Here is a 24,385-nt window from a genome sequence, read left to right on the forward strand (position 1 = left end):
GCCGCGGTGCTGCGCGACCAGGACCGTACGCGCATCGGCGTCCCTGCCCTGGCGCTGGTGGGTGGCGGCCAGTTGCGCGTACGGCTGTGGTGATCTTCGGTCAGATCCTTCGCTGGTCGTTGGCGGCGTGGCGGGCGGCGAGGACCGGCAGGAAGTCCACGCTGCGGCCCCCGAGGCCCTCGACCTCGGCGTCGGAACTGATGAACGCGATCCGGTCCAGCTCAGGCGTACGGCCCGCGGCACGGTCGGCCGCGCTCACCGCGGCGTGCAGCCGGTCGATCACGGCGGCCGGGCAGACCGGGGCCCGGAAGTGGACGCCGATGTTGCCCTTGTCGCCGCGGGTGACCGCCCACAGCTCCATGTCCTGCTCCGGTACCGTCCGCCCGACTTCCTCCGCCAGCTCGCGGGCGGCGTGCCGGCGCAGGGCGTTCAGGTCAAGAGGGGTTTCGTCGGCGGGCGGCTCCATCGAGCCGCCGGGCAGCTGCCAACGGCCCGGCGCGGCGGTGGACGACGCCATGCGCCCGACCACCAGCCGGCCGTCGTCCGTGGGCTGGGCAACGGTGACGAACACCGACGGCGCCTTTACGGCCTGTGCCGGGTCCCGGCGCAGGACGTAGAGGCGGTAGGCGGCCCGGTACCAGGTCAGGACCAGCGTGTGCGGATCCTTCCAGTCCAGGCCCGCGCACACGACCACCGGGCCGTCGAAGAAGTCCGGGTTGGCCGCGGTCACCTCCTCCCAGCGGCGGTCCATGGCCGCGGTCTGCTCGGCTGTGAGCTGCGGCCGGGTCGTTTCCACCAGGTGCAGGTGGTGGACGTCGAGGACCTCGACGGGGTGATGGTTGGTCAACGGACCTCCGCTGGGGAGGGGCCCTGCGCGCAGGGCCCCGTCGGACGTGGTGCTCGCCGCGGTTCAGGGCGGCGAGGAACGGACCGTATCGTGACGCGCGTGCCGTTGATGGACGAGCGTCGCCTGCCCCGTGTACTGCCGACGGGCTCCCAACTCCTACGCCACGTCGCCGACGGCGGCCTGAGCAGCCCGCCAGTGGCTGCGGCGAGTCAGGGCCGGGCGGCGACGGCCTCGACCTCGAACAGCACGTCAGGCGCAGCCAGGCTCGCGACGCCGATGAGGGTTTGCGTGGGCGGTTTCGTACCCCAGCCCTCCTGCACGGCCCCGGCGATCGGCCCGAGCTTGCTGACGTCATGGTTCACCACGTACGTCCTGAGCTGGACGACGTGGCTGCGGTCGAGCCCATGGGCGGCGAGGGCGACGCCGATGTTGTGGAACGTCTGCTTCACCTGCTCGGTGAAGTCGGCCGAGACGACCGCGCCGTCCGGGCCCGATCCGTACTGACCCGCGATGAGCACCAGTTCCGTACCTGCGGGGACGGTGGCGGTGTGGCTGTAGCCGAACGGGACCGGGTCGTGCAGGCCGTCAGGATTGACGATGGTGTGTGCCATGTGGATCACCTCTCGTGTGCGACGGGGCTTCGTCGTGTTGGTAAGCCTGCCAACGAATCACGACATCTCCTGTCGTGTATTCCCGTAGGGTTTTCGTATGCGCGCCGACCGATTGGTATCGCTGGTCCTGCTGCTACGGCAGCACGGCCGGCTGTCCGCGACCGAGCTGGCCCGCGAGCTGGAGGTGTCCACCCGCACCGTGCTGCGCGACATCGAGGCGCTGTCCGCAGCAGGCGTCCCGGTCTACGCCGAACGCGGTCGGCACGGCGGTTTCGCGTTGCTGCCCGGTTTCCAGACCGAGCTCACCGGACTGAACCACGACGAGGCACTTGCCCTGCTGGTCGCCGGATCGCGGCGCGGCGCGCAGACGTTCGGACTCGGCTCGGCGCTCGCTTCGGCCATGCGCAAGGTGGTGGACGCGCTGCCCGAAGGCCATCGGGCCACCGCGGCCGGCGCGGTTCGCCGCTTGCTCATCGACCCGGAGACCGACCTCCTCTCGCGCCGGCTGGTTGCCGAGGAGGTGCCCGACACCATCGTGGCCGAGGTCCGGCGCGCGGTGTTCGCCGGGCACAAGCTGCGCATCCACTACGCGGCTGTGGACCAGACCCCGAAGTGGCGCACGGTGGACCCGATCGGCCTGGTCACCGTGCGCGACCAGGGCTACTTGCTGGCCACCCGGTCCGGCGCGGACCGTACGTACCGGCTGTCGCGCATCCTGGCCGCCGAGGAACTCGCCGAACCGGCGCAGCGACCCGACCGGGTCGATCTGGACCGGGCCTGGCAGGAACGCAGCACACGGTTCCGTACCGGCGGTGACCAAGTCACCGTGCTTGTACGGGTGAACCCGGCGCGGCGGGAGGATCTGGTGGGCACCGCGCTGGCCATCCTCGCCGAGGAAGCCGACGCAGACGCAGACGGCTGGCTTCGGCTGGAGGTGACCTTCCAGGATCCGAGACACGCCGAATGGGCCCTGTGGCAGCTCGCCACGAGCGCGGAGGCCCTGGCCCCGCAGTGGTTGCGCGACTCCCTGCGGGGCCGCGCCGCCGCGATCGCCGGCTGCTACGGAGTGTCATCCTGAGAGTCGCCGCCTTCTGCGGGCCGCCGGATTGCCTCCCGCAGCGCCACCGGCACACAACGCCTACGGGATGGATGCGCTCGGTCCTGCGCTCCCAGCACCGGCTGTCAGTGCCGGGTGGGAGACTGCCTGGCATGACCGAATCGAAGCCGAAAGCGGACCTTCTCCGCTACCTGCAAGCCGCTCGCGAAGCCCTGCTGTGGAAGCTCGACGGGCTCTCGGAGTACGACATCCGCCGCCCGCTGACGCCTACCGGCACGAATCTGCTGGGGCTGGTCAAACACGTCGCCAGTGTGGAACTGGGCTACTTCGGCGACACGTTCGGGCGGCTGTCCGGCGAGGCGTTGCCCTGGTTCGCAGACGACGCCGAACCCAACGCGGACATGTGGGCCACTGCCGACGAGTCGCGCGAACAGATCGTCAGTCTGTACCACCGGGCGTGGAAGCACTCGGACACCACAGTTTCCGCGCTGACGCTTGACGCGGTCGGCCACGTGCCGTGGTGGCCCGAGGAACGAAGCGAGGTGACGCTGCACCAGATCCTGGTGCACGTGATCGCCGAGACCCACCGCCACGCCGGCCACGCCGACATCGTCCGGGAGCTCATCGACGGGGCCGTCGGTCTGCGGGCTGGTAACGACAACATGCCGCCAGGCGACCGGGTGCGGTGGGAGAACCACCGGCTCCGGCTGGAGCGCGTGGCGGAGGAAGTCGGTCACGGCTGATCCCGCCCGACGTGATCCGTTCACCACAGAAGTCGCAGCCCAGCAGGCCGCGCCCGGTAGCGCTCAGGCGCGCGTGTCGTCGACGCCGGAGCCGATCGCCGCGCTCAGGGCCCGCAAGGCGTCCTCGTATGGGTGACGGTCGAACCGGAACGGACCGAATGCCACATAGTCGCGGGTCTTGCGGTGCGGTTGCTCGAAGGCGTCCCAGGTCACGAGGTCGGCTGTCGCGGTGATGCGTGCCATGAGCGGCCAGCATCCCCACTCACCGCATTCACAACCGAGAACGGGTGTCTTCGGCCCCATCGCGTTGGTGGACCGTCCGAGGAAGTGGTCCTGCATCGGGCCGAACCGGAAGAACTCCGGGATCAGACCGCCGTAGGCGTCGCCTGCGGGCTGCATCCCGGCCGCGATCTCGAACCCGTCGATCAGCTCGGTGAGTGGTGATCCGTCGATGCGGGGGACGATCACGAGCGGGCCGCCGTCGCCACGGTGGCGACAGTCGAACCGGATCTCATTGCTGGTCATCCAATGAACCTCCGCCATCTTGAAGTGGCTGGTCAAGGGGCTGGTGTGACGTCTTGGCGGTGCGCTCGTGCTGGTCGTTGGGCAGTTGTCTTCGGTGTAGATCGTCTGTCAGCGGTTGACTTCGAGGTTAGTCAGCACGAGCAGGGCGCGGAGGAGGTGGGTGGCGCGGGCGGGATCGGTGCGGAGCTTGGCGAGGATCCGCCAGTTCTTCGGGTGGGCGAAGCCCGTGTTCGACGGGGGCGCGTCCAGCGGCGAGTTCCCGGTTGGCTTCTCTTTCGGCGGGGCTGAGCCGACGGGCGCGGGTGGCCTGAGAACGACCCGCTCGCCCACGCCGCCGGCCTCGCCGGGCTGCCGCCGTTACCTGTCATGCTGAGCGAGTTCGAATCGATCCTCGTACCTTGGAGGCTTGATGCGTGCTGGCGTCGTGGTCGCCGCGCACCCCGGTGTGGAAGATCTCGCTGTGCGGGCCGAGGAGTTGGGCTTGCACAGCTTCTGGATCAACGACACTCCGATGGTCCACGGGGACCCCTTCGTCGCCTTGAGCCTGTGCGCGAAGGCCACCCGTCGCATCAGGCTCGGCCTCGGCGTGACCTCACCGGCGCTGCGCTCGGCCCCGGCCGCCGCGAGCGGGCTCGCCAGCCTCAACGCCCTGGCACCGGGCCGGATCATCTGCGGGGTCGGCACCGGAAACACCGCCCGTCGCACCCTGGGCATGCGGCCGACCACGACGGCCACGCTGGAGAACTTCACCACCGCACTGCAGGACCTGTGCGCCGGACGATCGACCGTGTACCGCGAGGGTGACCGGGTCCGCGACATCCGGTTCCTGCACTCGGGGGCGCACGTGAACACCGCCGACCCGATCGAGTTCGTCGTGGCCGCGCTCGGGCCGAAGGCCGTCGCCGTCGCCGGCCGCCGCAACACCGGCCTCATCTCCTTCGGCCTGCTGGACCCCACCGCCTGGCACGCGCTGCACGACGCCCGCCGCCACGCCGCCCAGGACACACCCCGCGACGTCGATTCCCACACGGACTCCTATGTGGTCACCTCGCTCCACCTGCTCGACGAGGACCAGGACCCTTACGGCGACGCGGCCCGGGATGCGACGGGCCACCTCGTCCTGTCGCTGCTGGCCTTCGCCGCCGACACAGCCGCCGACACACCTGCCTTCGCCGAGCGACTCGGCCCCGAGGAACGCGAGGCGGTGCGGCGGTTCCTCGACCGGCGCGGCACTACCGCCACCGCGCCGGACCGGCACACCAAGCTCTACCCCAACTACCTCGGGCGCATCGCACCGCGGGACCGGGACCTGGTTCTGCCCTCGCTGATGGACACCCTGGCCCTGGTCGGCACCCGCGACGACCTCCTCGCCCGCATCACCACCCTGGAACAAGCCGGCATCGACGAACTCCTCATCCAGCCGGTGATCGACCCGCCCACCGAGATGGCTCAGCTCGCGAAACTCCTCGCCTGAGCGGACCCACCGACCACAATCACCGATGCCGCAGCTCACCACTGCGCGTCATGAGGCTTCGACCTGCGGAGAGAGCTGGGTGCGAAGCCAACCGACGGTCGGGCTCAGCCGATGGCCAAGGCGAGACCTGTCGGCGCCCACCGCGCACGCGCACCCCTCGTCGCTCACCGAAGCCGACCGCGCACGCCTCGTCGCTCACCGAAGCCGGCCGTCACGAGTTCTGCGTTTGACGACGGCCCGGCACGGGGCTGCACTGGATTCATGGACGCTGCGGCGACACCGTCCTAGGGAGAGCAGCGATGACAACCATGGAAGCCTTCAACCTTCTGCAGCCGTACAAGATCGCCGAGGAGACGTTCGTCATCCCGTGGGCCCTCGAGGCCCCGCCGGTCGGCCACTTCCCGATGAACTCGATGGTGATCCGGGGAGCCGAACCGGTCCTCGTGGACACCGGGGCGCCCGCAGTGCGCTCCCAGTGGCTGGAGGCGGCCTGGTCCGTCGTGGATCCCCTGGACGTACGGTGGATCTTTCTCACCCACGACGACCGCGACCACGCCGGCAACCTCCTGGCGGCCCTCGCCGCATGCCCGAACGCGACCCTGCTGACGACATGGTTCTCCATCGGCCGTATGGCCGAGGAGTGGGAGACCCCCATCAACCGGTGCCGCTTCATGACCGACGGCGACACGATCGACGCGGGCGACCGCACCCTGGTCGCCAAACGACCACCCCTGTACGACAACCCCACTACCCGCGCCCTTTTCGACGCGAAGACCAACGTCCTGTGGTCCGTCGACACCTTCGCCACGAACGTGCCGACTCCCATGCCCGAATTGGCAGCGCTGTCGGCAGACGAATTCCGCGACGGCCAGTTCTTCGGCGGAAGGCTGGTCTCCCCCTGGGTCGCCCTGCTGGACTCCCAAAAGTTCGGGACGGTCGTCACCGACTTCCAACACCTGAACGCCGAGGTCATCGCCGGCTGCCACTGCCCGGTCCTCCGTGGCCCCCAGATCCCCGAGGCCTACGACCTGCTCCGCCAGCTCCCCGAAATCCCACCGTGGACGGAGTTCACGCAGGCCGACCTGGACCAGTGGATGGCGGCTGCCGAGAGCTCGGTTCCGCCGGAGCAGCCGCGGCCGTCGGGGACGTGAGGGGCGCTGCCGCGCGGGGTGGGGATCTGCCCACCAGCTGCGTGCTGATGGGCCCGGCAGATCGCGCCCCTCATCGCCGTGCCGCGCGGTGACGAGGCGGCATCGCGATGACCCGGGCTCCGGCACGTCCTGTCCCGTCGCCGGTGGTCAGCCTCGCAGGTGCAGACCGAAGCCCGTGCGGCCGGCGGGCTCCAGTCCCTCCTTCAGGTGCAGCGAGGGGATCTCGTAGTCTCCGAAGTTCTGCCGCCGGAACGGGATCGGCTCGGTCGACTCCAGGGTGAGCAGGCGCTCCTCCCAGGCCTTGGCCGCGTCCGCGTAGTCCTCGCCGGTCATCCGGTCGGCGCCGTACAGCACGAAGGGCGGCAGCGCCTCGATGCCCGGGTAGTAGAGGATGCCGTGGTGGATCGGGAACAGCAGGTCGTCTATGGGGCCGTTGATCCCGCGGGCGGCGTAGTGCGACTCCGGACCGCCGACGGTCACCGACAGCAGGGCCCTCCTTCCCGCGAGGGTGCCTTCGCCGAATCGCTCGCCGTACTTGGTGTCGCTGTGCTCGCCGACTCCGTACGCGAAGCGGTAGGTGAACACCCGGTCCACCCAGCCCTTGAGGATCGCGGGCATCGTGTACCACCACAGCGGGAACTGGAAGATAATCGTGTCGGCCCACAGCAGCTTCTCCTGCTCGGCGAGGACGTCCGGGGTGAGCGTCCCCGCCTCGAAGGCCCGGCCCGAGTCCGCGGCGACCTTCAGCGGACTCGAGGCGTCGGGGCCGTAGTCCGCGGCGTCCACGACCGCCTTCCAGTTCATCGCGTACAGATCGCTCACCCGTACCTGGTGCCCAGCGCCCTCCAACGTGGACACCGCGAGGTCCTTCAGCGAGCTGTTGAGCGACTGCGGCTCGGGGTGGGCGTAGACGATCAGCGTCTTCATGGGAACTCCTTCGGATCGGATGCCTTTGATCCTGGACGCCGCGACGCCCGGTGTTCAGGGGCGCTCCTTCCGTCGGACCGGGCTTCCTGGTATTGGCAGTACCACCTTCACGGGCGCCGCCGAGGCCATACTGGGGGCATGGACGATCTTGCTGGCTTCCTGCGGACCCGGCGTTCCCGGGTCGACCCGGCGGCCGTGGGCATACCCACCGACAGCCGCCGCCGGGTCGAAGGGCTGCGCCGCGAAGAGGTCGCGCACCTGTCCGGGGTCAGCGTCGACTACTACGTACGCCTGGAGCAGGGCCGCGCGACCCAGCCCTCCGAGCAGGTCCTCGACGCGCTCGCCCGCGTCCTCGGCCTCGACGAGACCGAACGCGGGCACCTCTACCGGCTCGCCCGGCAGCGCCGCAGCCGCGCGAAGGCGCCGGGCGGGCGGGTCCGGCCGGAGCTGCTGCGCGTCCTCGGGCTGGTCGCCGACGCGCCCGCGCTGATCATGGACCACCGCCTGGACGTGCTCGCCGGGAACCGCCTCGCCGGGCTCCTGTACGGCCGGCCGATGCCGGGCCTGAACACCGCCCGGCACATCTTCCTCGAGGAGGCCGAGCGCGGCCTCTACGCGGACTGGGAGAAGTGCACCCTCGACGTGGTCGGGCACCTGCGCCTGGCCGCCGGCAAGTACCCCGAGGACCCGCGCCTGGCCTCGCTCATCGGCGAACTGGCGATGGGCAGCGAGCGCTTCCGCCGCCTCTGGGCCCGCGCGGACGTGCGGGCCCGCACGCATGGGCGCAAGGCGTACCGGCACCCGCTGGTCGGGCTGCTGGAACTGCACCAGGAGAACTTCGCGCTGCCGGACGAGTCGGGTGTGGAGCTGCTGGTGCTGTCGGCGGCCCCCGGCAGCCCCGCCGAGGACGGACTGCGCCTGCTCGCGGGCCTGGACGCGGACGGCGCGCACGGCGCGGACGGCACTGACGCGCATCCCCCGGTGAACGCCCAGGTCCGCGAGTAACCCAATGACGCCCACCGCCAGGAACGCCAATGGCCGGAGGGCCCTTGACCTGAACCGATATTGAGGTTTTAGGGTGTCGTCTACTTGATCATCTGACGACGGGAAACACGCTCATGATCCTCGTAACCGGAGCCACCGGAAACATAGGCAGCGCCCTCCTCAAGGAGCTGCACGTACGCGGTGCCGGGCCGCTGAGGGGGCTCACCCGTGATGCCGCGCAGGCGACCTTCCCCGAAGGGGTCGAGGCCGTGGAGGGCGACTTCGCGGATCCGGCGTCGTTGAAGCCGGCGCTGGAGGGGGTGCGCTCGCTGTTTCTCGTGTCGCGTCTGGGACCGGACGCCAACATCATCGAAGCCGCCCGGCAGGCGGGTGTGGACCACGTCGTGCTGGTGTCGTCGATTACCGTCCAGACCCATCCTCACCTCGGCCCCGCCGGCGAGAACCTGGCGGTGGAGCAGCTGCTCAAGGCAAGCGGCATGGCCTGGACGATCCTGCGACCCACGCAGTTCGCCTCGAATGCCCTGATGTGGGCGGCTTCCATACGTGAGCACGAGGCCGTCCGCGCCCCGTACGCACAGGTCGCGCTGCCGACCATCCACCCCGCAGACGTCGCGGCGGTGGCACGGGTGGCACTGACCGAGCCCGGCCACCAGGGACGCACGTATGCCTTGACCGGTCCGGAGCCGGTGACCGCCCGACAGCAGGTCGAGGCCATCGCGGCAGCCCTGGGCCGGGAGGTGCCCTTCGCCGAGATCAGCCGCGGGCAGGCGCACGCACAGATGGCCGCGGTCTTCGGGGCCGAGGCCGCGGACGCGGTGCTCGACGTCACGGGCGGAGACGTCAACGAGGAGCTGCTGATGGTGCGCGACACGGTTGCACAGGTCACCGGAACCCCGGCCCGGCCGTTCCGGCAGTGGGCCGCGGAGAACGCCACCGCCTTCCGCTGAGTCGGCCAGGGCAGGCCCGTTGCTAGCCTGCTCGGCATGATCGCGAAGAGCCCCAAACAGCGGATATCCAGCCTACTGGCGCCAAACGGTCCCCAGCGCGCTCTCATCATCTCGAGCTTCATCAGTCGGGTGGGCAACGGGCTGTTCAACACCGCTGCGGTGCTGTACTTCACGCTGGTTGTGCACCTGCCCGCCGCACAGGTCGGTGTCGGCCTCACGATCGCCGGGCTGACCGGTCTGCTGGCCGGGATCCCGGCAGGGAATCTGGCCGACCGATACGGGCCGCGCACGGTCTGGCTGACAACCCTCGCGGTACAAGCCGTGACGATGGCCGCCTTCGTCTTCATCGACAGCTGGGTCACGTTCACGCTCATCGCCACCCTGGACCGGCTGGCAGCAACGGCGAGCGGCGCCGCGGGCGGTGCGCTCATCGCCCGCGCCGGCGGCGAACGCCCGGCCGCGTTCAGGGCGAAACTCCGCACGTTCGTCAACCTCGGCGTGGTCCTGGGCACCCTCGGCGCCGCCTTCGCCCTCTCGGTCAACACCCGCCCGGCATACACCGCGCTCATCCTCGCCAACGCCGCCAGCTTCGCCTGCGCCGGCCTGATCGTCCTGATCGGCGTCCCGAACTACCAGCCCCTGCCCCGGCCCAAGGAGCACCGCGGCTGGGCCGTCCTGGCCGACCGGCCGTTCGTGTCCTTCGTCGCGCTCTACGGGGCCATGGGCCTGCAGTACCAGACCGTCTCCCTGCTGCTGCCGATCTGGCTCTCCGCTCACACCGACGCGCCCCGCTGGACCGTGGCGGCGGTCTACGCGGTCAACAGCGGGGTATGCGTGCTGCTCCAAAGCCGTATCGGCTCCCGGGTGGAAACACCGCGCCAGGGCGGCCGGGCGTTCCGCCTCGCCGGGCTGCTCTTCTTGGTCAGTTGCCCTTTGATGGCCCTGACCGCGGACGTTCCGGCCTGGATCGCGCCGGGGCTCGCCATCCTCGCCGTCTGCGTGCACAGTCTCGGAGAGGTATGGGAGTCCTCGGCCGGCTCCGCGCTGGGTTTCGGTCTCGCCCCCGACCACGCCCAGGGGCAGTACCAGGGCCTCTTCGGCATCGGCTTCGACGCCGGACAGGCCTTGGCCCCGGTGATCCTCACGGCAGCCGTCCTCGGACTCGGACACACGGGCTGGCTGCTGCTCGGCGCGTTCTTCGCGGCTGTGGGGGCGACAGGCCCGCTGGTGGCCGCGTGGGCGGAGCGAACCCGTCCCACGAGCCAGGACACGGCCCGCGCTACAGATGGCCGGTCAAGCGAAGCCCCGCTGCTCGCCTCCGACTAGCTCCGCGGGGTCCACCCCGTACATCCGGTTCTACGCCTGCACGGTCGCGTGGGCCTGGTAGGTCGGATGATCCCGGCCGCCTGCCGGGCCGGCGGTCGCGGCGGTACGGTGGGGCCCTCGCGAGAGGAGCAGGAGCATGGCGAAGACCTTCACGATCCACACGGTCGGCGGCCCGGTGGAGGTGCCCGGCACCATCGGCGGTATCCGCCAGGTCCTTCCCGAGGAGCAGCGGGCCGAGTTCACCAGCGAGGTCGAGAACGCGGGCCTCGACGAGCTGCGTGAGGTACTCGCCCGCTGGGCGGCGCGGCTGCCCAGCGAGCACGACGACGCCGAGGACGCCTGCGTGCGGCTCCTCAAGGACGCCGAGGACCAGGTCGCCGCCATGGGCTTCGACACCGGCACGCCCGAGGGCCTGGCGGCCGCCCGTGCGGAGTTCGACCGTCTCACCCGTACCGGAAAGGGAACCGCCGCAGCGTGAACTGGCGCATCACCTACGCCCCGCTCGCCGACGGCGCCCTCCGGCGGATGTCGAGCCGAGATCGCTTCGAGGCCACAATGAAGGCCACGATCGGCAGTGACCCGTACGGGCACGGTTCCGACCAGGTCGGCAAGGACCGCGACCGGCGCGAGGCGACCGTCGCCGGGGCGATCATCCGGTACTACGTCTCGGGCCTGGTCCTCACCGTCACCGTCGTCCGGCTCATCGCCGGACCCTGACCCGGCGGGCAGGAGCTCCTGCCCATCACCAGGGCGGGCTCGAACCCTGCTCCCGGCCGTGCCACAGGTGTCGGGCCCCGCCGCGCGCGTCTCAGCCGTTGACCGGCCACTCCAGTGGTTCCGCGTGGAAGCCCTTGTCGTCGTTGCGCAGGCCTGAGTTCTCCATGTCGGCCTTGGTACCGGTCTCCACCCGTGTGGGGGTGATCGTGTACTTGGCGTCCGCCGACTTCTGCCCCTGGCTCTCCTGCTCCGGGCTGGCCGGGCGCGTGTCCGGGGCGAACCTCAGCCCGGCAGAGCGTCCTCGAGCTGCGCCAGCTCCTCCGTGCTCAGCTCGAGGTCCGCGGCCTTGGCCGAGTCGGTGATGGAGGCCGGGCGGCTGGCTCCCGGTACCGGGATCACCGCCGGGGAGCGGGCGAGCAGCCAGGCCAGGGCGATCCGTTGGGGGCTGACGCCGTGCTCGGCGGCGATGCGGTGGAAGGCGGTGCCGGCGGAGGTGGGGCCGGAGGGGCCGTCGAGGGAGCTGCGGGAGATGCCGCCCAGCGGGCTCCAGGCCAGAAAGGCCAGGCCCAGCTGTGTGCTCAGCCGCAGTTCGGGCTCGCTGTCGCGGACGGCGGCGGAGTACTGGTTCTGCACGGAGACGAGTCCGTCGCCGAGGATCGCGTGCGCTTCGCGGATCTGTGCGGTGGTGACGTTGGAGATTCCGGCGGCGCGGATCGTTCCGGCGTCGAGCAGCTCGCGCAGGGCGCCGACGGAATCCGCCCAGGCCACGGCGGGGTCCGGCTTGTGCAGTTGGTAGAGGCCGATGGCCTCGACGCCCAGGCGCTTGGCGGAGGCCTCGGCGGCTTGTTTGAGGTGGGCGGGGGTGGCGGTGACGGTCCAGCTGCCGTCGCCGGGCCGGCCGCGGCCGCCCTTCGTGGCGACCAGGACGCCGGAGGTGTCGCCGCCGTAGAGCGCCAGGGCGCGGGCGATCAGGAGTTCGTTGTGGCCTGCCTCGCCGGCGTGCCAGTGGTAGCTGTCGGCGGTGTCGATGAGCGTGACACCGGCGTCGAGGGCGGCGTGGACGGTGGCGACGGCCCGCGCCTGGTCCGGGCGGTGTTCGATGGACAGCGGCATGGCGCCCAGGCCGATGGCGCTGACGGGGGTCTGTGCGAGGGTGCGGTACGACATGGTGGCTCTGCTCCTCAGGCGGTGGGTGACGGCTCGGCGGTCAGGGCTTCGGCGACGGCGCGGGGCAGCCAGTCGGTGGTGCGGGAGAAGGAGAAGCCCAGCTCCTTCGCGCGGGAGTTGCTCATCGCGTAGTGGCGGTCGAAGGAGAACGGCGAAGCCTGCTCGCCCGCCCGGACGATCCGGAAGACGGGCTTCCGGCCGGCCTGTGTGGCGGTGATCGCGGCCAGCTCGTACACGTCCAGCGGGCCGTCGGAGCAGGCGTTGAGCGGGCCGGTGAAGTCGGCTGCGGTCGCCGCCCACAGCAGCAGGTCCGCCAGCTCCTCGTAGTGGATGAAGACCGTGGGCAGCGCCTGCGCGTGGACGGCGATCTCTTCGCCCCGGGCGATGCGTTCGGCGTAGTGGGCGAGGCGGCCGGTGAACTCCTGCGCGCCGCCGCCGAGTACGTGGGCGCTGCGCACACTGGCGAAGGCGAAACCGCCCGTGCGGGTGAAGACGGCCTCCGCCTGGCGCTTGCCCTCGGCGTAGTGCGCCTCCAGGTACGCCTCGTCGCGCCAGGGAAGGTCCACGGCCACCAGCCAGGTGGCGGGGTCCACGCTCCCCTCCCCTACCGGTGTGCCCGCGGGCACAGCCGGCAGCGCGGCGGTCGCCGGGTCGTAGACCTCGATCGTGGAGGTCATGACGTAGCGCCGGGTGCGGCCGGCGAAGGCGCGGGCGGCGATGGCGGCCTGTACGGGGGTGTAGCAGACCTGATCGACGACCACGTCGAAGGTACGGGAGCCCAGCGCGGCGGTGAGGGCGGCCTCGTCGTCGCGGTCGACGACGAGGTGCTCGACACCGGCGGGCGGCGGCGTGGAGCCGCGGTTGATCACAGTGACCTGGTGGCCCGCCAACTGCAGGCGCTTCACCAGGAGCTTGCCGAAGTACCGGCTTCCGCCGATGACGCAGATCTTTTGCATGCCCCCATCCTGGAGACCTATCGTCACCAGCAGAAGTGCCGACTTACTGGATACGTATTAAGGAAAACTGTTGATCGATGTCCAGCGGCTCCGCGTCCTGCGGGCGGTGGCGGAGCACGGCAGCTTCAACCAGGCGGCCATGGCTCTGCGCCTCACCCCCTCGGCCGTCTCCCAGCACGTGGCCGCCCTGGAGCGCAGCCTCGGCGCCCAGGTCGTCGCCCGCAGCACCCGCGGCGTCACCCTCACCCGGGCCGGCCAGATCATGGTCGGTGCCGCCGAGTCCGTCGCCGCGGAGCTCGAGCACGCGCAGCAGCAGGTCGACCAGCTCAGCACCGGCCGCACCCAGCTCACCGTCGCCACCTTCACCAGCGGCGGCAGGCTCCTGCTGCCCGCCGCCCTCACCCGGCTCATGGCAGCCCATCCCCGCACCGTGCTCCACATCAGGGAGGGCGAACCCGAGGACACCCTGCCCCTCGTCCGCCAGGGCGCCGTGGACCTCGCCCTCGCCTACCACTTCGACGGCCCGCTGCCCGTGGGGCCGGGCCCCGCCTCCGGCCTGGAGTGGACCCCGCTCCTGGAGGACCCCCTGCACGTCGTCCTGCCGGAGACGCACCGACTCGCCGCGAGGGACCTGCTCGACCTCGCCGAGCTGGCAGCCGATCCCTGGGTGCTCGGCTGCCTGAAGACCGAGTCCTACCTGCGCCGTTACGCGGAGCGCGCCGGCTTCGACCCGGAAGTGCGCGGCACCACCAGCGACTACTTCTTCGCCCGCTCCCTCGTCGCCGCGGGCATGGGGATCTCCCTGATCCCCTCCATCGCGCTCACCCCGGAGATCCCCGGCCTGCGCACCGTCCCGGTCAGGCCACCGGGACCGATCCGGCACATCGGCGTCGCCGCGATCCGCCGGAGCGACCGGCCCCACGTCACGACGCTCATCCAGGCCCTTCGCGAGCAGGCGCGGCAGCAGCCTTAGCCTCGCGGTTGCTCTGGGTGGGGACTGCCTGGCGGGGACGTGGGTCAGGCCCGGGTGTCGACGTGATGCTTCACAGCCGCCGGACGCGCAACACGGCGGTCAGCATCGGGAGAGTGAACTCGCCGCTGGCGGTCTCCGGTCTACTCGCGAGGAATGCGCGGATCCGCCCCAACGTGGCCTCCTGTTCCTTTTCCGGCATGACCAGAACCCCCGCGCGCGTCGCGATGGTCGCGACGAGGGAGTCGGCGGTGCGGCGCTGTCCGTGCGGGAACTCGGCCTGCTCTGGCGAGCCGAACCGGGAGGCCACGCCGGTTTTTGGAAGGTGCATGCCGGCCGTCTCAGTACGCCAGCTGGTGGGCGTGTCACGCGGGCCGATGGCCACGCTCCCGCTGACCCGCGCGAGCCCGGCAACCCAGTCGACCTGGTCGTCCATGACGTTCCACAGGCCGGCCAGGATGCCACCGGGTGCGAGGACCCTGGCGATCTCGGGTCCCGCGACGGCCATGTCGAACCAGTGCATGGCGTTACCGGCCAGCACGGCATCGACGGACGCGTCCGGCAGCGGTATCGCCTCGGCACTACCCGACAGAGCACGGACAGCCGGCAGCGAGCGGCGAAGTTCGGTCAGCATCGCCGGGTCGGGCTCGACCGCGGTGGCTTCGGCACCCAGCGCGACCAGCGTTGCGGTCAGCTTGCCGGTTCCGGCGCCGAGGTCGAGCACGCGCGGGCCGGGCGCGGGCTCGAGCGCCCAGCGCACCGCGGCCTGCGCGTAGTCCGGGCGGTGCTCGGCGTATGCGACCGCCGCGGCGCCGAACGACGAGGCGTGAAGCAGCCGTTCATCCTGGTCCATGCGGTGACGCTATCGGTGGCGCCGACGGTCGGCTACCCCGTCTCACCACCTCGGCGACGGCCGCCCGACAGCGCGCCGCCGGCGCGTATCGCCGACGCCTTGGCCGACCGAGCCGAAGCCGATCTCGATGCCTGCGATGAAGTCCGCGGAGTCGACGGTGCTGTCGGTGATCCGCCAGTGGACCTCGAGGTCCGTGCCGGTGTCGGTGGGACGCAGGGCGAGCTCGACGTGGGCCGTGAAGGCGAGGTGCTCACCGGGGCGTACGTCGACGACGACGCCCTCCGCGCGCCCGGCGACCAGGTCGGAGTCGTCAGCGTCCTCGGCATCGCGGTACTCGTGGACGATCCGCCCACCCGGTCGCGCCTCGAACACGAGCTCGGAGACGCGGAGGTCGTCGGGCCTCCACCAGCGGGCGAGCAGGGAGGCCTCGGTCAGGTGGCGCCAGACCGGGTCGGGGCGCCCCGCCAGAGACCGCAGGAACCTGAACGAGCGGCCGTCGGCCCACCCCGGCCCCTTGGCGGCGAGCCGCTCCGCGTGGAGGGCGAGCCCGCAGCGGTCGTAGGTCGCGCCCCGACCGCCGACCTGGTCCGCGGTGTCGGCGAGCCTGCTGAGCACGGCCGCCAGGTCCCGGCATAGATGCGGCGCTGGCCGGTGCGCTGGGAGGCGACGACGCCGGCGCGCTCGAGGGCCTGCAGGTGGTTGGTCGTCTGCGGCTTGCGCGCCCCGGCGAGCTGGGCGAGGACCCCGACGGAGCGGGGCCGCTCGGCCAACAGGCTCACGAGCCGCCAGCGGGCCGGGTCGGCCAGACGTACGCCGGAGCGCTTGGCGCCGGTGTCAGGCTGCCCCGCGGCGCCTGAGGGCGTAGAAGGTGATGCCGCCGAGCAGGAGGACCCCGGCGCCGACACCGGCCAGCAGCGCGAACTTGCCCACGGGCGAGTCGTCGTCCTTCGCGGCAGCCGTTGTGCCGCCGGTCCCGCCCTGTTCGCCGGTCCCGTTCGTACCGGACGGCGAGGGGCCCTGGGCGGCGTCGTCACCGAAGAAGAACACCGGGCTGTTTCCGGAGCGCGGCGTGCCTGAGACGTCCACGGTCAGCGAGATCGGTACGACGGTGCCCTTCGCCTCGTTGTGCGGCTCGGCGACCTGCGCCTGGATGTAGTACGTGCCGGGCACGTCGTATCCGTTGGAGTCGGGGCTCTTCGCGTCGTCCTGCTCGGTGATCTCCCAGGGCCCGCAGACCCGCTCCACGTGCCCGGTCCTGCCCGCGAAGAGCTCGGTCACGTTGTTGTCCTTGTTGCACAGCGTCGACTCACGCTGGGCGTTGTAGACGGTGACGCTCCACCCGCTGGTGGCGGAGTTGGGGAAGCCGTTCGGGATGTCCACGCCGGCCTTGACCGTCAGTTTCTGGCCCGCCTTCAGCTCCACCCGCCAGAAGGGGGCTTCACCAACGGCGATGGACTGCCGGTGGGTGCCCGGTCCGATCGGGGTGGCGCTGTTGAAGGAGAAACCGCCCTCGGCGGCGGCCCCGGTGCGGGGCTGCGGAGTACGCGCACCGGCCGCCTGGGTCGTCTTGTCGGCGATGCCCACGAGAAGCTCGACGGGCATCGGCTTGTCACCGGACCGGGTCACCTGGTTCTCGACCACGATGCAGCCGGTGTCGTCCGGCGCGGGCGTCTCGCCGCCGGCTCCGGGCTTGCTGCGGCCTCCGGTGGAGATGATGTTCGCCCACCCCATCGACTGGTCGAACTCCCGCAGCCAGTCGCTGGGTTTGCCGTTGCCCGCAGGGCCGGCCGAGACGGCGATGATGGAACCGCGCGAGTACCCCTCCTCGGCGACGGCGGTGGCGCTCACCTGGAGCCGCTGGTCCGGCCGCTTCTTGACCTTGTAGTAGAGGTCGCGCCCCCCGGTGAACTTGTCCAGGTACTGGCCGGGCGTGACCAGCGGAGCGTTCTGGCAGCCGTCGAGGGAGCCCTCGACCGGCTTTCCGGTGGCGTGGTAGGTCCGCCACGCCTTGCGGAACAGGGTGCCCAGATTGTCGGTCAGCGAGTCGGCGTCGTCGGCGTCCGCGTACGACCCGTCGGTCACGTCGGCGATGCACTTCAGCTGCGCACGTGCCGAGGAGGGCGTCCGGAACCCGACCACGTCCACGGCGAGGTCGATGCCCTGCGCCTTGAGCTCGCGGGCCACGTCGCACGGAGGCGGCGGCGCACAGGTGTCGTCACCGTCCGAGACCAGGACGATGCGGCGCTTGCCGCTCGTGCCGAGGTCCTTGGCGGCTTCGCGGAGCGAGACGCCGATCGGTGTGAACCCGACCGCCTTGAAGTCCGCGACCCGCTTCTTGGCGTCGTCGCGCGCCGCCCGGGCCATCGGAGTGACCGGCAGGACCTGCTGCGTGTCGGCGCAGCCTTGTTTCTTGTCCTGTCCGGGATACGTGGCTCCGTAGACGCGCATTCCCAGCGGGGCTTGTTCGGGGGCGGTGTCGATGATGCGGGTGACCGCCTGCTTGGCGGCGGCGAGGCGGGTCTGGCCGCCGGCGTCGTTCTCGTTCATCGACCCGGACAGGTCGAGAACCAGGTCGATCCGGGCAGGCTCCGGAACCTCGGGTGCTGCGGGGGAGGCGCTCGCGGTCGCCGCCGGCGACAGGAGCGCGCCGAGCAACAGCAGGGGAACAGCGGCGAGCACGCGTCGGCGGCGTGGTTTCGGATACATGAAGGTGATCTCCAGGAGGTTGTCTGCCGGCCCCTTGGCACGTACCGGTCAGGGAACGGGCGCTCGGGGACGGTGGGACGTGTTCTTGGACCGGGCACCCCAGCGGAGCGGACGTCGTGCCGGCCGGACCTTCCGGCTCTGGGGGGGGCCGGGCGGTCCGAACCGCCGTGCTGGGCAATGGTTTTGTGTGCGGTGCCGAACTCGATTCACCCGATGATAAGCACATGCACATGGTTCCGCGAGCCCGCCTGATGCCACAGCTCCGGCGCCTCTGGTGCGGCGGGCCGCGATGACCGCGTCGATCGCAACCCCGATCGAGCCGTCCGGAAATCAACTTCCGAGCAGCAGGTACGAGGAGTCGGCCGACGAGCGCAGCTTCTGGGACGTCCCCTCAGCCCCGGCGGAACCACCGGCGGACACCGGACGGCCCGGCGGCGGGCGAGGGCGGCATCGGCGTCGGCATCGCTCCGCCGAAGGGCGGCAGCGCCTTGAAGGCGTCGTGCAGGATCACGGTCGGGGTGACCCTGCGCAGCGCGGCTCGCACCAGGGTGAGCGGGTGGTCGGGGAACTCGGCGTCCCACTCCTCGCGGTCAGCGACGTGGTAGGGCAGGCCCCCTTCGACTCCGGGCCCGTACGGATGCGGGGCAAAGTACCGCTCGGGACCCGTACGGGCCAAGATCACGGCCTCACGGATGCCGGTCATCGAACCCTCGGCGGCCTGCACCTTCACCACAGCGCTGCATCCGGCACGCGGCATCGTCCAGGAGCCGAGGAAGACCTGCCCGTGGCCGCCCGGGCGCGGGACCTTGACGAGTTGGCGGACGGCGGGGACGGTGTCCACCTCGCCCACCACGGCCTCGATCAGGCCCGCGCCGGCCGAGGCGACGGACCGGGCCAGCCCGTGGCGTAGCCGGTCGGGCTCGCTCAGCGGGGCCGGAAGGTCGGGGGCGAGGCCGAAGAAGTGGACCGACAGGACGAGGCCCCGCTCATCGGTCCACACCCCCGGCTCCCGTTCGGTGAATCCGGTGAGGTCCAAGCTGGTGATCGGTGTCATGGACATCATCATGACCACCTCGCCTCCGGCTGCCGCGGCAGGGGGGACACAGGCTTGGCCTCTGGGCCGCACGAGCGGGCGGACCGAGCACCGCACCGGGCGGCAGTCGGCCAGCGGGTAGCAATCCCGGGTAAGAGTGACTAGCCGGCCTTCGGCGTCGTTCAGCCGGCGTGACCAGGCTTCATGGTCGCGGCCCGGCCGGGAAGCCACGTCGGCCAGCCGCAGCACCGGCACCGCGCTGTGGTGAGTGCCCTCTTCGGCACCTGCGCACCCGTCGGCGTCATCGTCTCGCCGGCCGGTTGGCCCAAGCATCTGCGATCGAGGGGGCACTTGCCGCAAGGCAGATCGGACGCTTTAATAAATGAACGAGCATTTATTAAAGGAGGCGTAGCGATGGCAGGCCGTCCCCGAGGGGTCGAGGATGCTGTGATCTTGCATGCAGCGGCCCGGGTCATGGGCCGCGTGGGTCCCGCGGGGCTCACGCTCGCCGCCGTGGCACGCGAGGTCGAGTTGGTGCCGGGCACGCTAGTGCAGCGGTTCGGTTCCAAGCGCGGTCTGCTGTTGGCGCTCGCCGATCGGTCAGTCCAGTACGCGAGTGAGCTGGCCGGGCGCGTACGTCAGTCGCACGACTCGGCGCTCGGGGCCCTGGCGGCGCTGACGGTGGAATCGGTGTCCGCGATGGCCACGCCGGAGAGCTTCGCCAATCATCTGGCGTTCCTGTGCATGGACCTGACGGACCCGGAGCTCTACGAGCGCGCCCTGGCCGTTCACCGTGCCCATGCACAGGCGATCGAGGAACTGCTGGCGGAGGCGGCCGGTACGGGCGAACTCCGCGCCGGAACGGATGTCGCGGCGCTGGCCCGCACCGTACAGGCGGTCACCGCCGGCGCGGGCCTGACCTGGGCACTCGAACGCCAGGGCACCCTCGAACAGCGGCTCCGGCAAGAGCTCGACGCCGTGCTGTCCCCGCACGTCCCGCCCCGGCACAGCCACGACCTGGAGGAAGCATGACGAATGACACCCGCCCGCTGGCCGGAAGGGTGGCCCTGGTCGCCGGCGGCACCCGCGGCGGCGGACGGGGCATCGCCGTCGAGCTCGGCGCCGCCGGTGCGACGGTGTACGTCACCGGCCGCAGCAGCACGGGCGCTCGCTCCGACCTCGACCGCCCGGAAACCATCGAGGAGACGGCCGAGCGGGTCACCGCCGCGGGCGGCCTGGGCATCCCCGCCCGTACCGACCACAGCCGTCCCGGCGAGGTCCAGGCCCTCGTCGACAGGATCGCCGCCGAGCAGGACGGACGGCTCGACGTCCTGGTCAACTCCGTATGGGGCGCAGACCCGCTCACCGACTGGGAACACCCCTTGTGGGAACAGGATCTGGACACAGGGCTCCGGCTGCTGCGGCAGGCGGTGGAGACCCACGTCATCACCAGCCGGTGCGCGCTGCCGCTGATGGTCGCTCGCGGGAATGGCCTGGTCGTGGAGGTCACCGACGGCAACACCGCCCGCTACCGCGGCTCGTTCTTCTACGACCTGGCGAAGGCCTCGGTGATCCGCCTGGCCGTTGCCCAGGCCGCAGAGCTGAAGCCGCACGGCATCGCGGCGGTGGCCATCACACCCGGTTTCCTGCGCTCGGAGGCATTGCTGGAGCACTTCGGGGTCACCGAGGAGAACTGGCGTGACGGCGCGGCCAAGGACCCGAACTTCGCCCACTCCGAGACCCCGGCCTATCTGGGCCGGGCGGTGGCCGCACTGGCCGCCGACCCGCACATCATGGCCAAGACCGGGCGGGCACTGGCCACCTGGGGTCTGTACGAGGAGTACGGGTTCACCGACGCGGACGGCACACAACCGGACTTCGCCGCCCACTGGGCCGAGAACCTGGAGGAGCAGTACGGGCCCCTCGGAGAAGCGCTGTAACCCCTGCCGGCGACATCAACGGACAGCTGCCGGGCCGCTCGGCGGGGTGGTTCACACCTGGGCCATGCCGCCGTCCGCGAGGAGTTCGACGCCGGTGATGAAGCTGGAGGCGTCGCTGGAGAGGAAGACCGCGGCCTTGCCCATCTCGCGGGGGTCGGCGATCCGGGAGGGGCGTTCAGCGGGGTCGCCCCTTCCCGGGCGCCAGCCGGCGTGGAGGCGGTGGCGAAAGGGTAGGGGCCCAGCCGACCGTGTACGGTTTCGCCCTCGCTGTCGGTTCGCGGGTGCCAGGATGAGGCCAGGGTGCCGAACTGCGACAGCGGGAGGATGAGTTGACCACCCCAGAGGCCGGAGGTCCCAAGGTGCCGCCCAGCTACCCGCCGAAGTCCCCGCCGCCGCAGAAGAAGCCGGTGGAAGCCCCCCGCCCCCAGCCGGCCACGAAACCGAGGCCTGCCGCGGTGCGAGAGCGTCCGCGCATGGTCGTACGCAACCGGCGAACGGTCGGCCTGACGTACCGGGCCGACCAGTGGGCCGGGAAGAAAGCCGGGACAGAGGCTCTGGCCGCGGTGCGCGGCTGGGGGTACGCCTCACTCGACCCGAACGACCTCGAGACGGCCGTCCGGCTGCTGGTGGACGCGGTGGTGAAGGACGGCGGCAAGCGCATCAGCGTCCACCTGGGCGATCAGGACCAGAAGGTGCTGGTGATCGTCCTCAGCCACTTGGCAGCGACCGCGTCGGAAGACGCCCTTCTGAGCCAGCTCGCCGCGCTGCGCAGCGTGGAATCGTGCGGCACCGACGCCTCCGACGACGGCCGTCGGGTGTGGGCCCTGCTGGACGCCGCGCCCAGTCCCGGCCGGCCCGCTGCGGCGTGAACGGGCGGGGCGCTCCCCGCGCCCGCGGGGATGAACCCCAGCACAACGAGCGTTGGTTGCGCGCGGCACCGCGGCCCCGGAGGCTGCGGTCCGCCGGTCACGGAGGTCGTCGGCAGCCACGAACCCTCCTGGACCACCGCCTAACGAAAGATCCGGCTGGATGCGCACGCCGAGCCGTCACGGTGCCCTGGCGGTCCCGGGTGCCGGGCGGCGGGACGTCCGTTACGGCTGGGCGTGTTGATTGTGGCCAGGGTCGGGGTCGGCCGGGTTGGCGGAAGGAGCCTCGGTGGCAGTGCCTGCCCGATAGCGTTACGGCTGTGCGTGACGCTTCTGGGTGTGCGATGTGTAGCGCCGGCCTGGCCGGAGGGGTTGCGTTTGTGGTGTCGGGGGCGCGGCGGCCGTCGAGATCGAGGACGTGGCGGGCATGCCATCTGCTGGTGTGCGAGGCGTGTTTTCGGCAGGGAGCGCCGGATCCGGTGACAGGCCTGTCGAGACCGGCCGAGGCGCGGACGACGAACACCGTGGTCTGGCACGACCTGCTCGGCAGGGGTAGGGAGCTTCCGCCGACGCCGTGTGCGGGGTGCGGGCAGGTGGTGGTGCGCCGCACGGAACGGATCATGAAGAACGTGACCTGCTCACGAGCCTGCGCCACATCTCTCACGCGCACCCGTAACGGCGGGCAGGGGTCGGGCAAACCGTGCGCCGACTGCGGGGTGCTCGATACGGCTGGGCGTGCCGATTCTGCCTATTGCAGTGCGGCCTGCCGCCAGAGGGCGTACCGCAGGCGAGTCATCGCGCGGGAGGCCGGGGGCGCCTGACCCATGACGACGGCCGGCCGGCGGTGGGCCGCAGACCCTACCCCGCACCCATCGGGTCCCCCAGTCCGAGCACATTGGCCGGGACCGCCGGAGCAGTGTGGCCGGCGCCGGTGCCGTTGTAGCCCCAAGCCACCGCCGTCCGGTTCGGCCAGCACGCGGCGCACCTTGGCCTTCTCCCGCTGCGTGGGGCGGACAGGGACCGACCACCAGTCAGCCGAAGGCGTGAGCGGTTCGTGCGATGTTCACGGCGCCACCTCGGCCTCGTCGACCGCTGACACGCGGGGCCGCGTGCTCCCCTCTCCCTTACGTCTAGGGGTAGCCTCAAATCTAATGACCGAGACTTCCCCTGCCGTCAACGCGATCCGCTCCGTGATCGCGGATCTCGCGGCCATCCCGGACCCCGTCGATCGTGCCCGCGCGGTGGGAACCGTCCTCGACGCCGTCCCCGCTCTCCAGGCCGAACTTCGCGCGGCCAGGCAGGCCGCCGTCGTCGAGCTGCGGGCCACTCAGTCCCTGGCCGAGGTGGCCAACACCCTCGGCATCTCCGTACCGCGCGTCTCCCAGATCGCCTCCGGCGTCAGCCGCACCTCGAGAAAATGACGAGGGTCCTCACTGGGGTCGGCCAAGGAGCCGTCGCCGTGGAGTGCCGGGTCAGCGACTCTCCTCCCCCGCGCCTGTGGAGATGGCCCCTCGTCGCCCCGCCGAGCAGCTCGATCGTGCCATCAGGTGAGTCGCGGTGCCACCTCGGCTGCGACCCACGCCATGGCCTCCTCGACATGCTCAGCCGCGACAGGCAGCCACAGGGTGCAAGCCGTGAGCTTGCCTCGGCGAGCCTCCCGAGGCCGTCAGCGACACTCGTTGCGGTGGGCGCAGCGCCGCCGAGCGGCTGTTCCGGTGGCGGAACCACGGCGGGGATCCCGGGCGGAGTAAGGAACGCGGCCGAAGCGAGCGTCAGGCGGTCAGCGCTCTCTGCCCCGGCGAGGTCACGCAGGCGGCGCCGGACGTCGGTGCCCTCCGCGGCGTCGGCGCCGGTGCCGTACCAGCCGTCGCCGAACCGCAGCGCACGGCGCAGGGCGGCGGCGCTGTGGCCGCCGATCCACACGGGCGGACCGCCGGCGGTAACCGGGGGCACACCTCTGATCAGGGCTCGTCTTCCGTGGCGACACGCCGAGTCGAAGGCGTGGACGAAATGTTCAAGTCACGTACTGCGCCGACGTCTTAGCCAGTTGTCGACGTACAGAATGGCAGAGCCATGCACATAGCCCGGAAGTCTCCCTACCGACTCCTCCTGGCGCTGCTCGCCACCGTTGGGTTCACCCTCCTGGTCCCGGCGAGCCCGGCATCCGCCTCCGCCACCGCGAGCGCGCAGTTCTTCATGAAGAATCAGAACAGCGGGATGTGCATGGACGTCCCCGGCGGAACCGACGTTTGGGGCACCCAGCTCATCCAGTGGCCCTGCAACGGCAAGGCCAACCAGAATTTCTACTCGGGCTGCAACGGCGGTGAGAACCAGCGTTGGTACATGACGTCCACCGGCAATGGCGTGCTCGACCACTTCCACAACTGGATCAGCAAGAAGTGCATGGAGGTGGCCGACTGGCGCACCGACGGCGGTGCCCCGATCCGGCTGTGGGAATGCCACACCGGCAAGAGCCAGCAGTTCTGGAACTTCTAACCTCCGGCCCGGGTCCCAGAGACCAATGAAGCGCCCTCGCCTGCGTCAAGCGGAGCGTATCCCTTTGG

General features: G+C 71.0%; 27 protein-coding genes and 1 pseudogene. 15 read left to right on the forward strand and 13 right to left on the reverse strand.

Going from position 1 to position 24,385, the window contains the following annotated elements:
* Positions 1 to 100: 100 nt before the first annotated feature.
* Complete coding sequence (locus tag OOK34_RS28470) at positions 101 to 847, reverse strand: NUDIX domain-containing protein (RefSeq protein ID WP_267037026.1); 747 nt, start codon at positions 845 to 847, stop codon at positions 101 to 103.
* A 209-nt stretch (positions 848 to 1,056) separates the two neighbouring features.
* On the reverse strand, positions 1,057 to 1,458 hold the full coding sequence (locus OOK34_RS28475; protein ID WP_267037027.1) for a RidA family protein: 402 nt from the start codon (positions 1,456 to 1,458) through the stop codon (positions 1,057 to 1,059).
* A gap of 97 nt (positions 1,459 to 1,555) precedes the next feature.
* Between OOK34_RS28475 and OOK34_RS28480 the strand changes: the two genes are divergently transcribed.
* Positions 1,556 to 2,536: a YafY family protein gene (locus OOK34_RS28480; protein WP_267037028.1), complete on the forward strand. Its 981-nt coding sequence runs from the start codon at positions 1,556 to 1,558 to the stop codon at positions 2,534 to 2,536.
* A gap of 131 nt (positions 2,537 to 2,667) precedes the next feature.
* Complete coding sequence (locus OOK34_RS28485; RefSeq protein ID WP_267037029.1) at positions 2,668 to 3,258, forward strand: DinB family protein; 591 nt, start codon at positions 2,668 to 2,670, stop codon at positions 3,256 to 3,258.
* A gap of 63 nt (positions 3,259 to 3,321) precedes the next feature.
* Here OOK34_RS28485 and OOK34_RS28490 read toward each other — a convergent pair whose 3' ends face one another.
* Positions 3,322 to 3,819 (reverse strand): hypothetical protein, encoded by a 498-nt coding sequence (locus tag OOK34_RS28490; RefSeq protein ID WP_267037030.1) that lies wholly within the window; start codon positions 3,817 to 3,819, stop codon positions 3,322 to 3,324.
* 72 nt (positions 3,820 to 3,891) lie between these two features.
* On the reverse strand, positions 3,892 to 4,113 hold the full coding sequence (locus OOK34_RS28495) for a hypothetical protein (protein ID WP_267037031.1): 222 nt from the start codon (positions 4,111 to 4,113) through the stop codon (positions 3,892 to 3,894).
* Positions 4,114 to 4,192: 79 nt separating this feature from the next.
* Between OOK34_RS28495 and OOK34_RS28500 the strand changes: the two genes are divergently transcribed.
* Together OOK34_RS28500 and OOK34_RS28505 are read left to right on the forward strand one after the other, a co-directional pair.
* The gene (locus OOK34_RS28500) at positions 4,193 to 5,257 is read left to right on the forward strand and encodes an LLM class flavin-dependent oxidoreductase (RefSeq protein WP_267037032.1); all 1,065 of its coding nucleotides are present in this window, start codon (positions 4,193 to 4,195) and stop codon (positions 5,255 to 5,257) included.
* Between the two features lie 299 nt (positions 5,258 to 5,556).
* Positions 5,557 to 6,408: an MBL fold metallo-hydrolase gene (locus OOK34_RS28505; protein WP_267037033.1), complete on the forward strand. Its 852-nt coding sequence runs from the start codon at positions 5,557 to 5,559 to the stop codon at positions 6,406 to 6,408.
* Between the two features lie 147 nt (positions 6,409 to 6,555).
* Here the strand turns inward: OOK34_RS28505 and OOK34_RS28510 are convergent, their stop codons facing one another.
* Complete coding sequence (locus OOK34_RS28510) at positions 6,556 to 7,335, reverse strand: NAD(P)H-dependent oxidoreductase (protein ID WP_267037034.1); 780 nt, start codon at positions 7,333 to 7,335, stop codon at positions 6,556 to 6,558.
* Between the two features lie 138 nt (positions 7,336 to 7,473).
* Between OOK34_RS28510 and OOK34_RS28515 the strand changes: the two genes are divergently transcribed.
* The 5 genes from OOK34_RS28515 to OOK34_RS28535 all read left to right on the forward strand — a co-directional run bounded on the left by OOK34_RS28515 (position 7,474) and on the right by OOK34_RS28535 (position 11,330).
* Positions 7,474 to 8,340 carry a helix-turn-helix transcriptional regulator gene (locus OOK34_RS28515; RefSeq protein ID WP_267037035.1) on the forward strand — a complete coding sequence of 289 codons (867 nt, stop codon included), beginning with the start codon at positions 7,474 to 7,476 and terminating at the stop codon, positions 8,338 to 8,340.
* A gap of 113 nt (positions 8,341 to 8,453) precedes the next feature.
* Entirely contained in the window at positions 8,454 to 9,287 is an 834-nt protein-coding gene (locus tag OOK34_RS28520; protein ID WP_267037036.1) for an NAD(P)H-binding protein, read from the forward strand.
* A gap of 36 nt (positions 9,288 to 9,323) precedes the next feature.
* Entirely contained in the window at positions 9,324 to 10,613 is a 1,290-nt protein-coding gene (locus OOK34_RS28525; RefSeq protein ID WP_267037037.1) for an MFS transporter, read from the forward strand.
* A 136-nt stretch (positions 10,614 to 10,749) separates the two neighbouring features.
* Entirely contained in the window at positions 10,750 to 11,091 is a 342-nt protein-coding gene (locus OOK34_RS28530) for a hypothetical protein (RefSeq protein ID WP_267037038.1), read from the forward strand.
* Positions 11,088 to 11,330, forward strand: a complete 243-nt coding sequence (locus OOK34_RS28535; protein ID WP_267037039.1) for a hypothetical protein — start codon at positions 11,088 to 11,090, stop codon at positions 11,328 to 11,330. Before OOK34_RS28530 ends, OOK34_RS28535 begins: the two co-directional genes overlap by 4 nt.
* A 282-nt stretch (positions 11,331 to 11,612) precedes the next feature.
* Here the strand turns inward: OOK34_RS28535 and OOK34_RS28540 are convergent, their stop codons facing one another.
* Both OOK34_RS28540 and OOK34_RS28545 read right to left on the reverse strand, forming a co-directional pair.
* Complete coding sequence (locus OOK34_RS28540) at positions 11,613 to 12,497, reverse strand: aldo/keto reductase (protein ID WP_267037040.1); 885 nt, start codon at positions 12,495 to 12,497, stop codon at positions 11,613 to 11,615.
* A gap of 14 nt (positions 12,498 to 12,511) precedes the next feature.
* Entirely contained in the window at positions 12,512 to 13,453 is a 942-nt protein-coding gene (locus OOK34_RS28545; RefSeq protein WP_267037041.1) for an NAD-dependent epimerase/dehydratase family protein, read from the reverse strand.
* Positions 13,454 to 13,523: 70 nt separating this feature from the next.
* On the opposite strand from OOK34_RS28545, the gene OOK34_RS28550 reads away from it, so the two are divergent.
* On the forward strand, positions 13,524 to 14,426 hold the full coding sequence (locus tag OOK34_RS28550) for a LysR family transcriptional regulator (protein ID WP_267037042.1): 903 nt from the start codon (positions 13,524 to 13,526) through the stop codon (positions 14,424 to 14,426).
* Positions 14,427 to 14,496: 70 nt separating this feature from the next.
* On the opposite strand, the gene OOK34_RS28555 is transcribed toward OOK34_RS28550, so the two are convergent.
* The 4 genes and pseudogenes from OOK34_RS28555 to OOK34_RS28570 form a co-directional block, all read right to left on the reverse strand.
* On the reverse strand, positions 14,497 to 15,276 hold the full coding sequence (locus OOK34_RS28555; protein WP_267037043.1) for a class I SAM-dependent methyltransferase: 780 nt from the start codon (positions 15,274 to 15,276) through the stop codon (positions 14,497 to 14,499).
* A gap of 42 nt (positions 15,277 to 15,318) precedes the next feature.
* Positions 15,319 to 16,082, reverse strand: a pseudogene (locus OOK34_RS28560) (helix-turn-helix domain-containing protein).
* Between the two features lie 28 nt (positions 16,083 to 16,110).
* The gene (locus OOK34_RS28565) at positions 16,111 to 17,955 is read right to left on the reverse strand and encodes a VWA domain-containing protein (protein ID WP_267037044.1); all 1,845 of its coding nucleotides are present in this window, start codon (positions 17,953 to 17,955) and stop codon (positions 16,111 to 16,113) included.
* 418 nt (positions 17,956 to 18,373) lie between these two features.
* Positions 18,374 to 19,036 carry a hypothetical protein gene (locus OOK34_RS28570; RefSeq protein WP_267037045.1) on the reverse strand — a complete coding sequence of 221 codons (663 nt, stop codon included), beginning with the start codon at positions 19,034 to 19,036 and terminating at the stop codon, positions 18,374 to 18,376.
* Between the two features lie 426 nt (positions 19,037 to 19,462).
* Between OOK34_RS28570 and OOK34_RS28575 the strand changes: the two genes are divergently transcribed.
* On the forward strand, positions 19,463 to 20,047 hold the full coding sequence (locus OOK34_RS28575; protein WP_267037046.1) for a TetR/AcrR family transcriptional regulator: 585 nt from the start codon (positions 19,463 to 19,465) through the stop codon (positions 20,045 to 20,047).
* Entirely contained in the window at positions 20,044 to 20,955 is a 912-nt protein-coding gene (locus OOK34_RS28580) for an SDR family oxidoreductase (protein WP_267037047.1), read from the forward strand. The genes OOK34_RS28575 and OOK34_RS28580 overlap by 4 nt, the downstream gene beginning before the upstream one ends.
* Before the next feature lie 51 nt (positions 20,956 to 21,006).
* Here OOK34_RS28580 and OOK34_RS28585 read toward each other — a convergent pair whose 3' ends face one another.
* Entirely contained in the window at positions 21,007 to 21,543 is a 537-nt protein-coding gene (locus tag OOK34_RS28585; RefSeq protein ID WP_267037048.1) for an SDR family oxidoreductase, read from the reverse strand.
* Between OOK34_RS28585 and OOK34_RS28590 the strand changes: the two genes are divergently transcribed.
* Positions 21,429 to 21,824, forward strand: a complete 396-nt coding sequence (locus tag OOK34_RS28590) for a hypothetical protein (protein ID WP_267037569.1) — start codon at positions 21,429 to 21,431, stop codon at positions 21,822 to 21,824. The genes OOK34_RS28585 and OOK34_RS28590 overlap by 115 nt on opposite strands.
* Before the next feature lie 1,148 nt (positions 21,825 to 22,972).
* A complete protein-coding gene (locus OOK34_RS28595) occupies positions 22,973 to 23,242 on the forward strand; it encodes an RNA polymerase subunit sigma-70 (RefSeq protein WP_267037049.1) in 270 nt (89 codons plus the stop codon).
* On the opposite strand, the gene OOK34_RS28600 is transcribed toward OOK34_RS28595, so the two are convergent.
* Positions 23,220 to 23,774: a hypothetical protein gene (locus OOK34_RS28600; RefSeq protein ID WP_267037050.1), complete on the reverse strand. Its 555-nt coding sequence runs from the start codon at positions 23,772 to 23,774 to the stop codon at positions 23,220 to 23,222. The genes OOK34_RS28595 and OOK34_RS28600 overlap by 23 nt on opposite strands.
* 120 nt (positions 23,775 to 23,894) lie before the next feature.
* Between OOK34_RS28600 and OOK34_RS28605 the strand changes: the two genes are divergently transcribed.
* The gene (locus OOK34_RS28605; protein ID WP_267037051.1) at positions 23,895 to 24,317 is read left to right on the forward strand and encodes an RICIN domain-containing protein; all 423 of its coding nucleotides are present in this window, start codon (positions 23,895 to 23,897) and stop codon (positions 24,315 to 24,317) included.
* Positions 24,318 to 24,385 lie beyond the last annotated feature (68 nt).

This window comes from Streptomyces sp. NBC_00091 (assembly GCF_026343185.1).
In the GTDB taxonomy this organism is placed as follows: domain Bacteria; phylum Actinomycetota; class Actinomycetes; order Streptomycetales; family Streptomycetaceae; genus Streptomyces.

What these genes read in the sequence shown, in the direction of transcription:
- OOK34_RS28475 (WP_267037027.1), bottom strand. Translation starts at nt 1,458, where the DNA reads ATGGCACACACCATCGTCAATCCTGACGGCCTGCACGACCCGGTCCCG.
- OOK34_RS28480 (WP_267037028.1), top strand. Translation starts at nt 1,556, where the DNA reads ATGCGCGCCGACCGATTGGTATCGCTGGTCCTGCTGCTACGGCAGCAC.
- OOK34_RS28485 (WP_267037029.1), top strand. Translation starts at nt 2,668, where the DNA reads ATGACCGAATCGAAGCCGAAAGCGGACCTTCTCCGCTACCTGCAAGCC.
- OOK34_RS28500 (WP_267037032.1), top strand. Translation starts at nt 4,193, where the DNA reads ATGCGTGCTGGCGTCGTGGTCGCCGCGCACCCCGGTGTGGAAGATCTC.
- OOK34_RS28505 (WP_267037033.1), top strand. Translation starts at nt 5,557, where the DNA reads ATGACAACCATGGAAGCCTTCAACCTTCTGCAGCCGTACAAGATCGCC.
- OOK34_RS28510 (WP_267037034.1), bottom strand. Translation starts at nt 7,335, where the DNA reads ATGAAGACGCTGATCGTCTACGCCCACCCCGAGCCGCAGTCGCTCAAC.
- OOK34_RS28515 (WP_267037035.1), top strand. Translation starts at nt 7,474, where the DNA reads ATGGACGATCTTGCTGGCTTCCTGCGGACCCGGCGTTCCCGGGTCGAC.
- OOK34_RS28520 (WP_267037036.1), top strand. Translation starts at nt 8,454, where the DNA reads ATGATCCTCGTAACCGGAGCCACCGGAAACATAGGCAGCGCCCTCCTC.
- OOK34_RS28525 (WP_267037037.1), top strand. Translation starts at nt 9,324, where the DNA reads ATGATCGCGAAGAGCCCCAAACAGCGGATATCCAGCCTACTGGCGCCA.
- OOK34_RS28530 (WP_267037038.1), top strand. Translation starts at nt 10,750, where the DNA reads ATGGCGAAGACCTTCACGATCCACACGGTCGGCGGCCCGGTGGAGGTG.
- OOK34_RS28540 (WP_267037040.1), bottom strand. Translation starts at nt 12,497, where the DNA reads ATGTCGTACCGCACCCTCGCACAGACCCCCGTCAGCGCCATCGGCCTG.
- OOK34_RS28545 (WP_267037041.1), bottom strand. Translation starts at nt 13,453, where the DNA reads ATGCAAAAGATCTGCGTCATCGGCGGAAGCCGGTACTTCGGCAAGCTC.
- OOK34_RS28555 (WP_267037043.1), bottom strand. Translation starts at nt 15,276, where the DNA reads ATGGACCAGGATGAACGGCTGCTTCACGCCTCGTCGTTCGGCGCCGCG.
- OOK34_RS28570 (WP_267037045.1), bottom strand. Translation starts at nt 19,036, where the DNA reads ATGACACCGATCACCAGCTTGGACCTCACCGGATTCACCGAACGGGAG.
- OOK34_RS28580 (WP_267037047.1), top strand. Translation starts at nt 20,044, where the DNA reads ATGACGAATGACACCCGCCCGCTGGCCGGAAGGGTGGCCCTGGTCGCC.
- OOK34_RS28590 (WP_267037569.1), top strand. Translation starts at nt 21,429, where the DNA reads ATGGTCGTACGCAACCGGCGAACGGTCGGCCTGACGTACCGGGCCGAC.
- OOK34_RS28595 (WP_267037049.1), top strand. Translation starts at nt 22,973, where the DNA reads ATGACCGAGACTTCCCCTGCCGTCAACGCGATCCGCTCCGTGATCGCG.
- OOK34_RS28605 (WP_267037051.1), top strand. Translation starts at nt 23,895, where the DNA reads ATGCACATAGCCCGGAAGTCTCCCTACCGACTCCTCCTGGCGCTGCTC.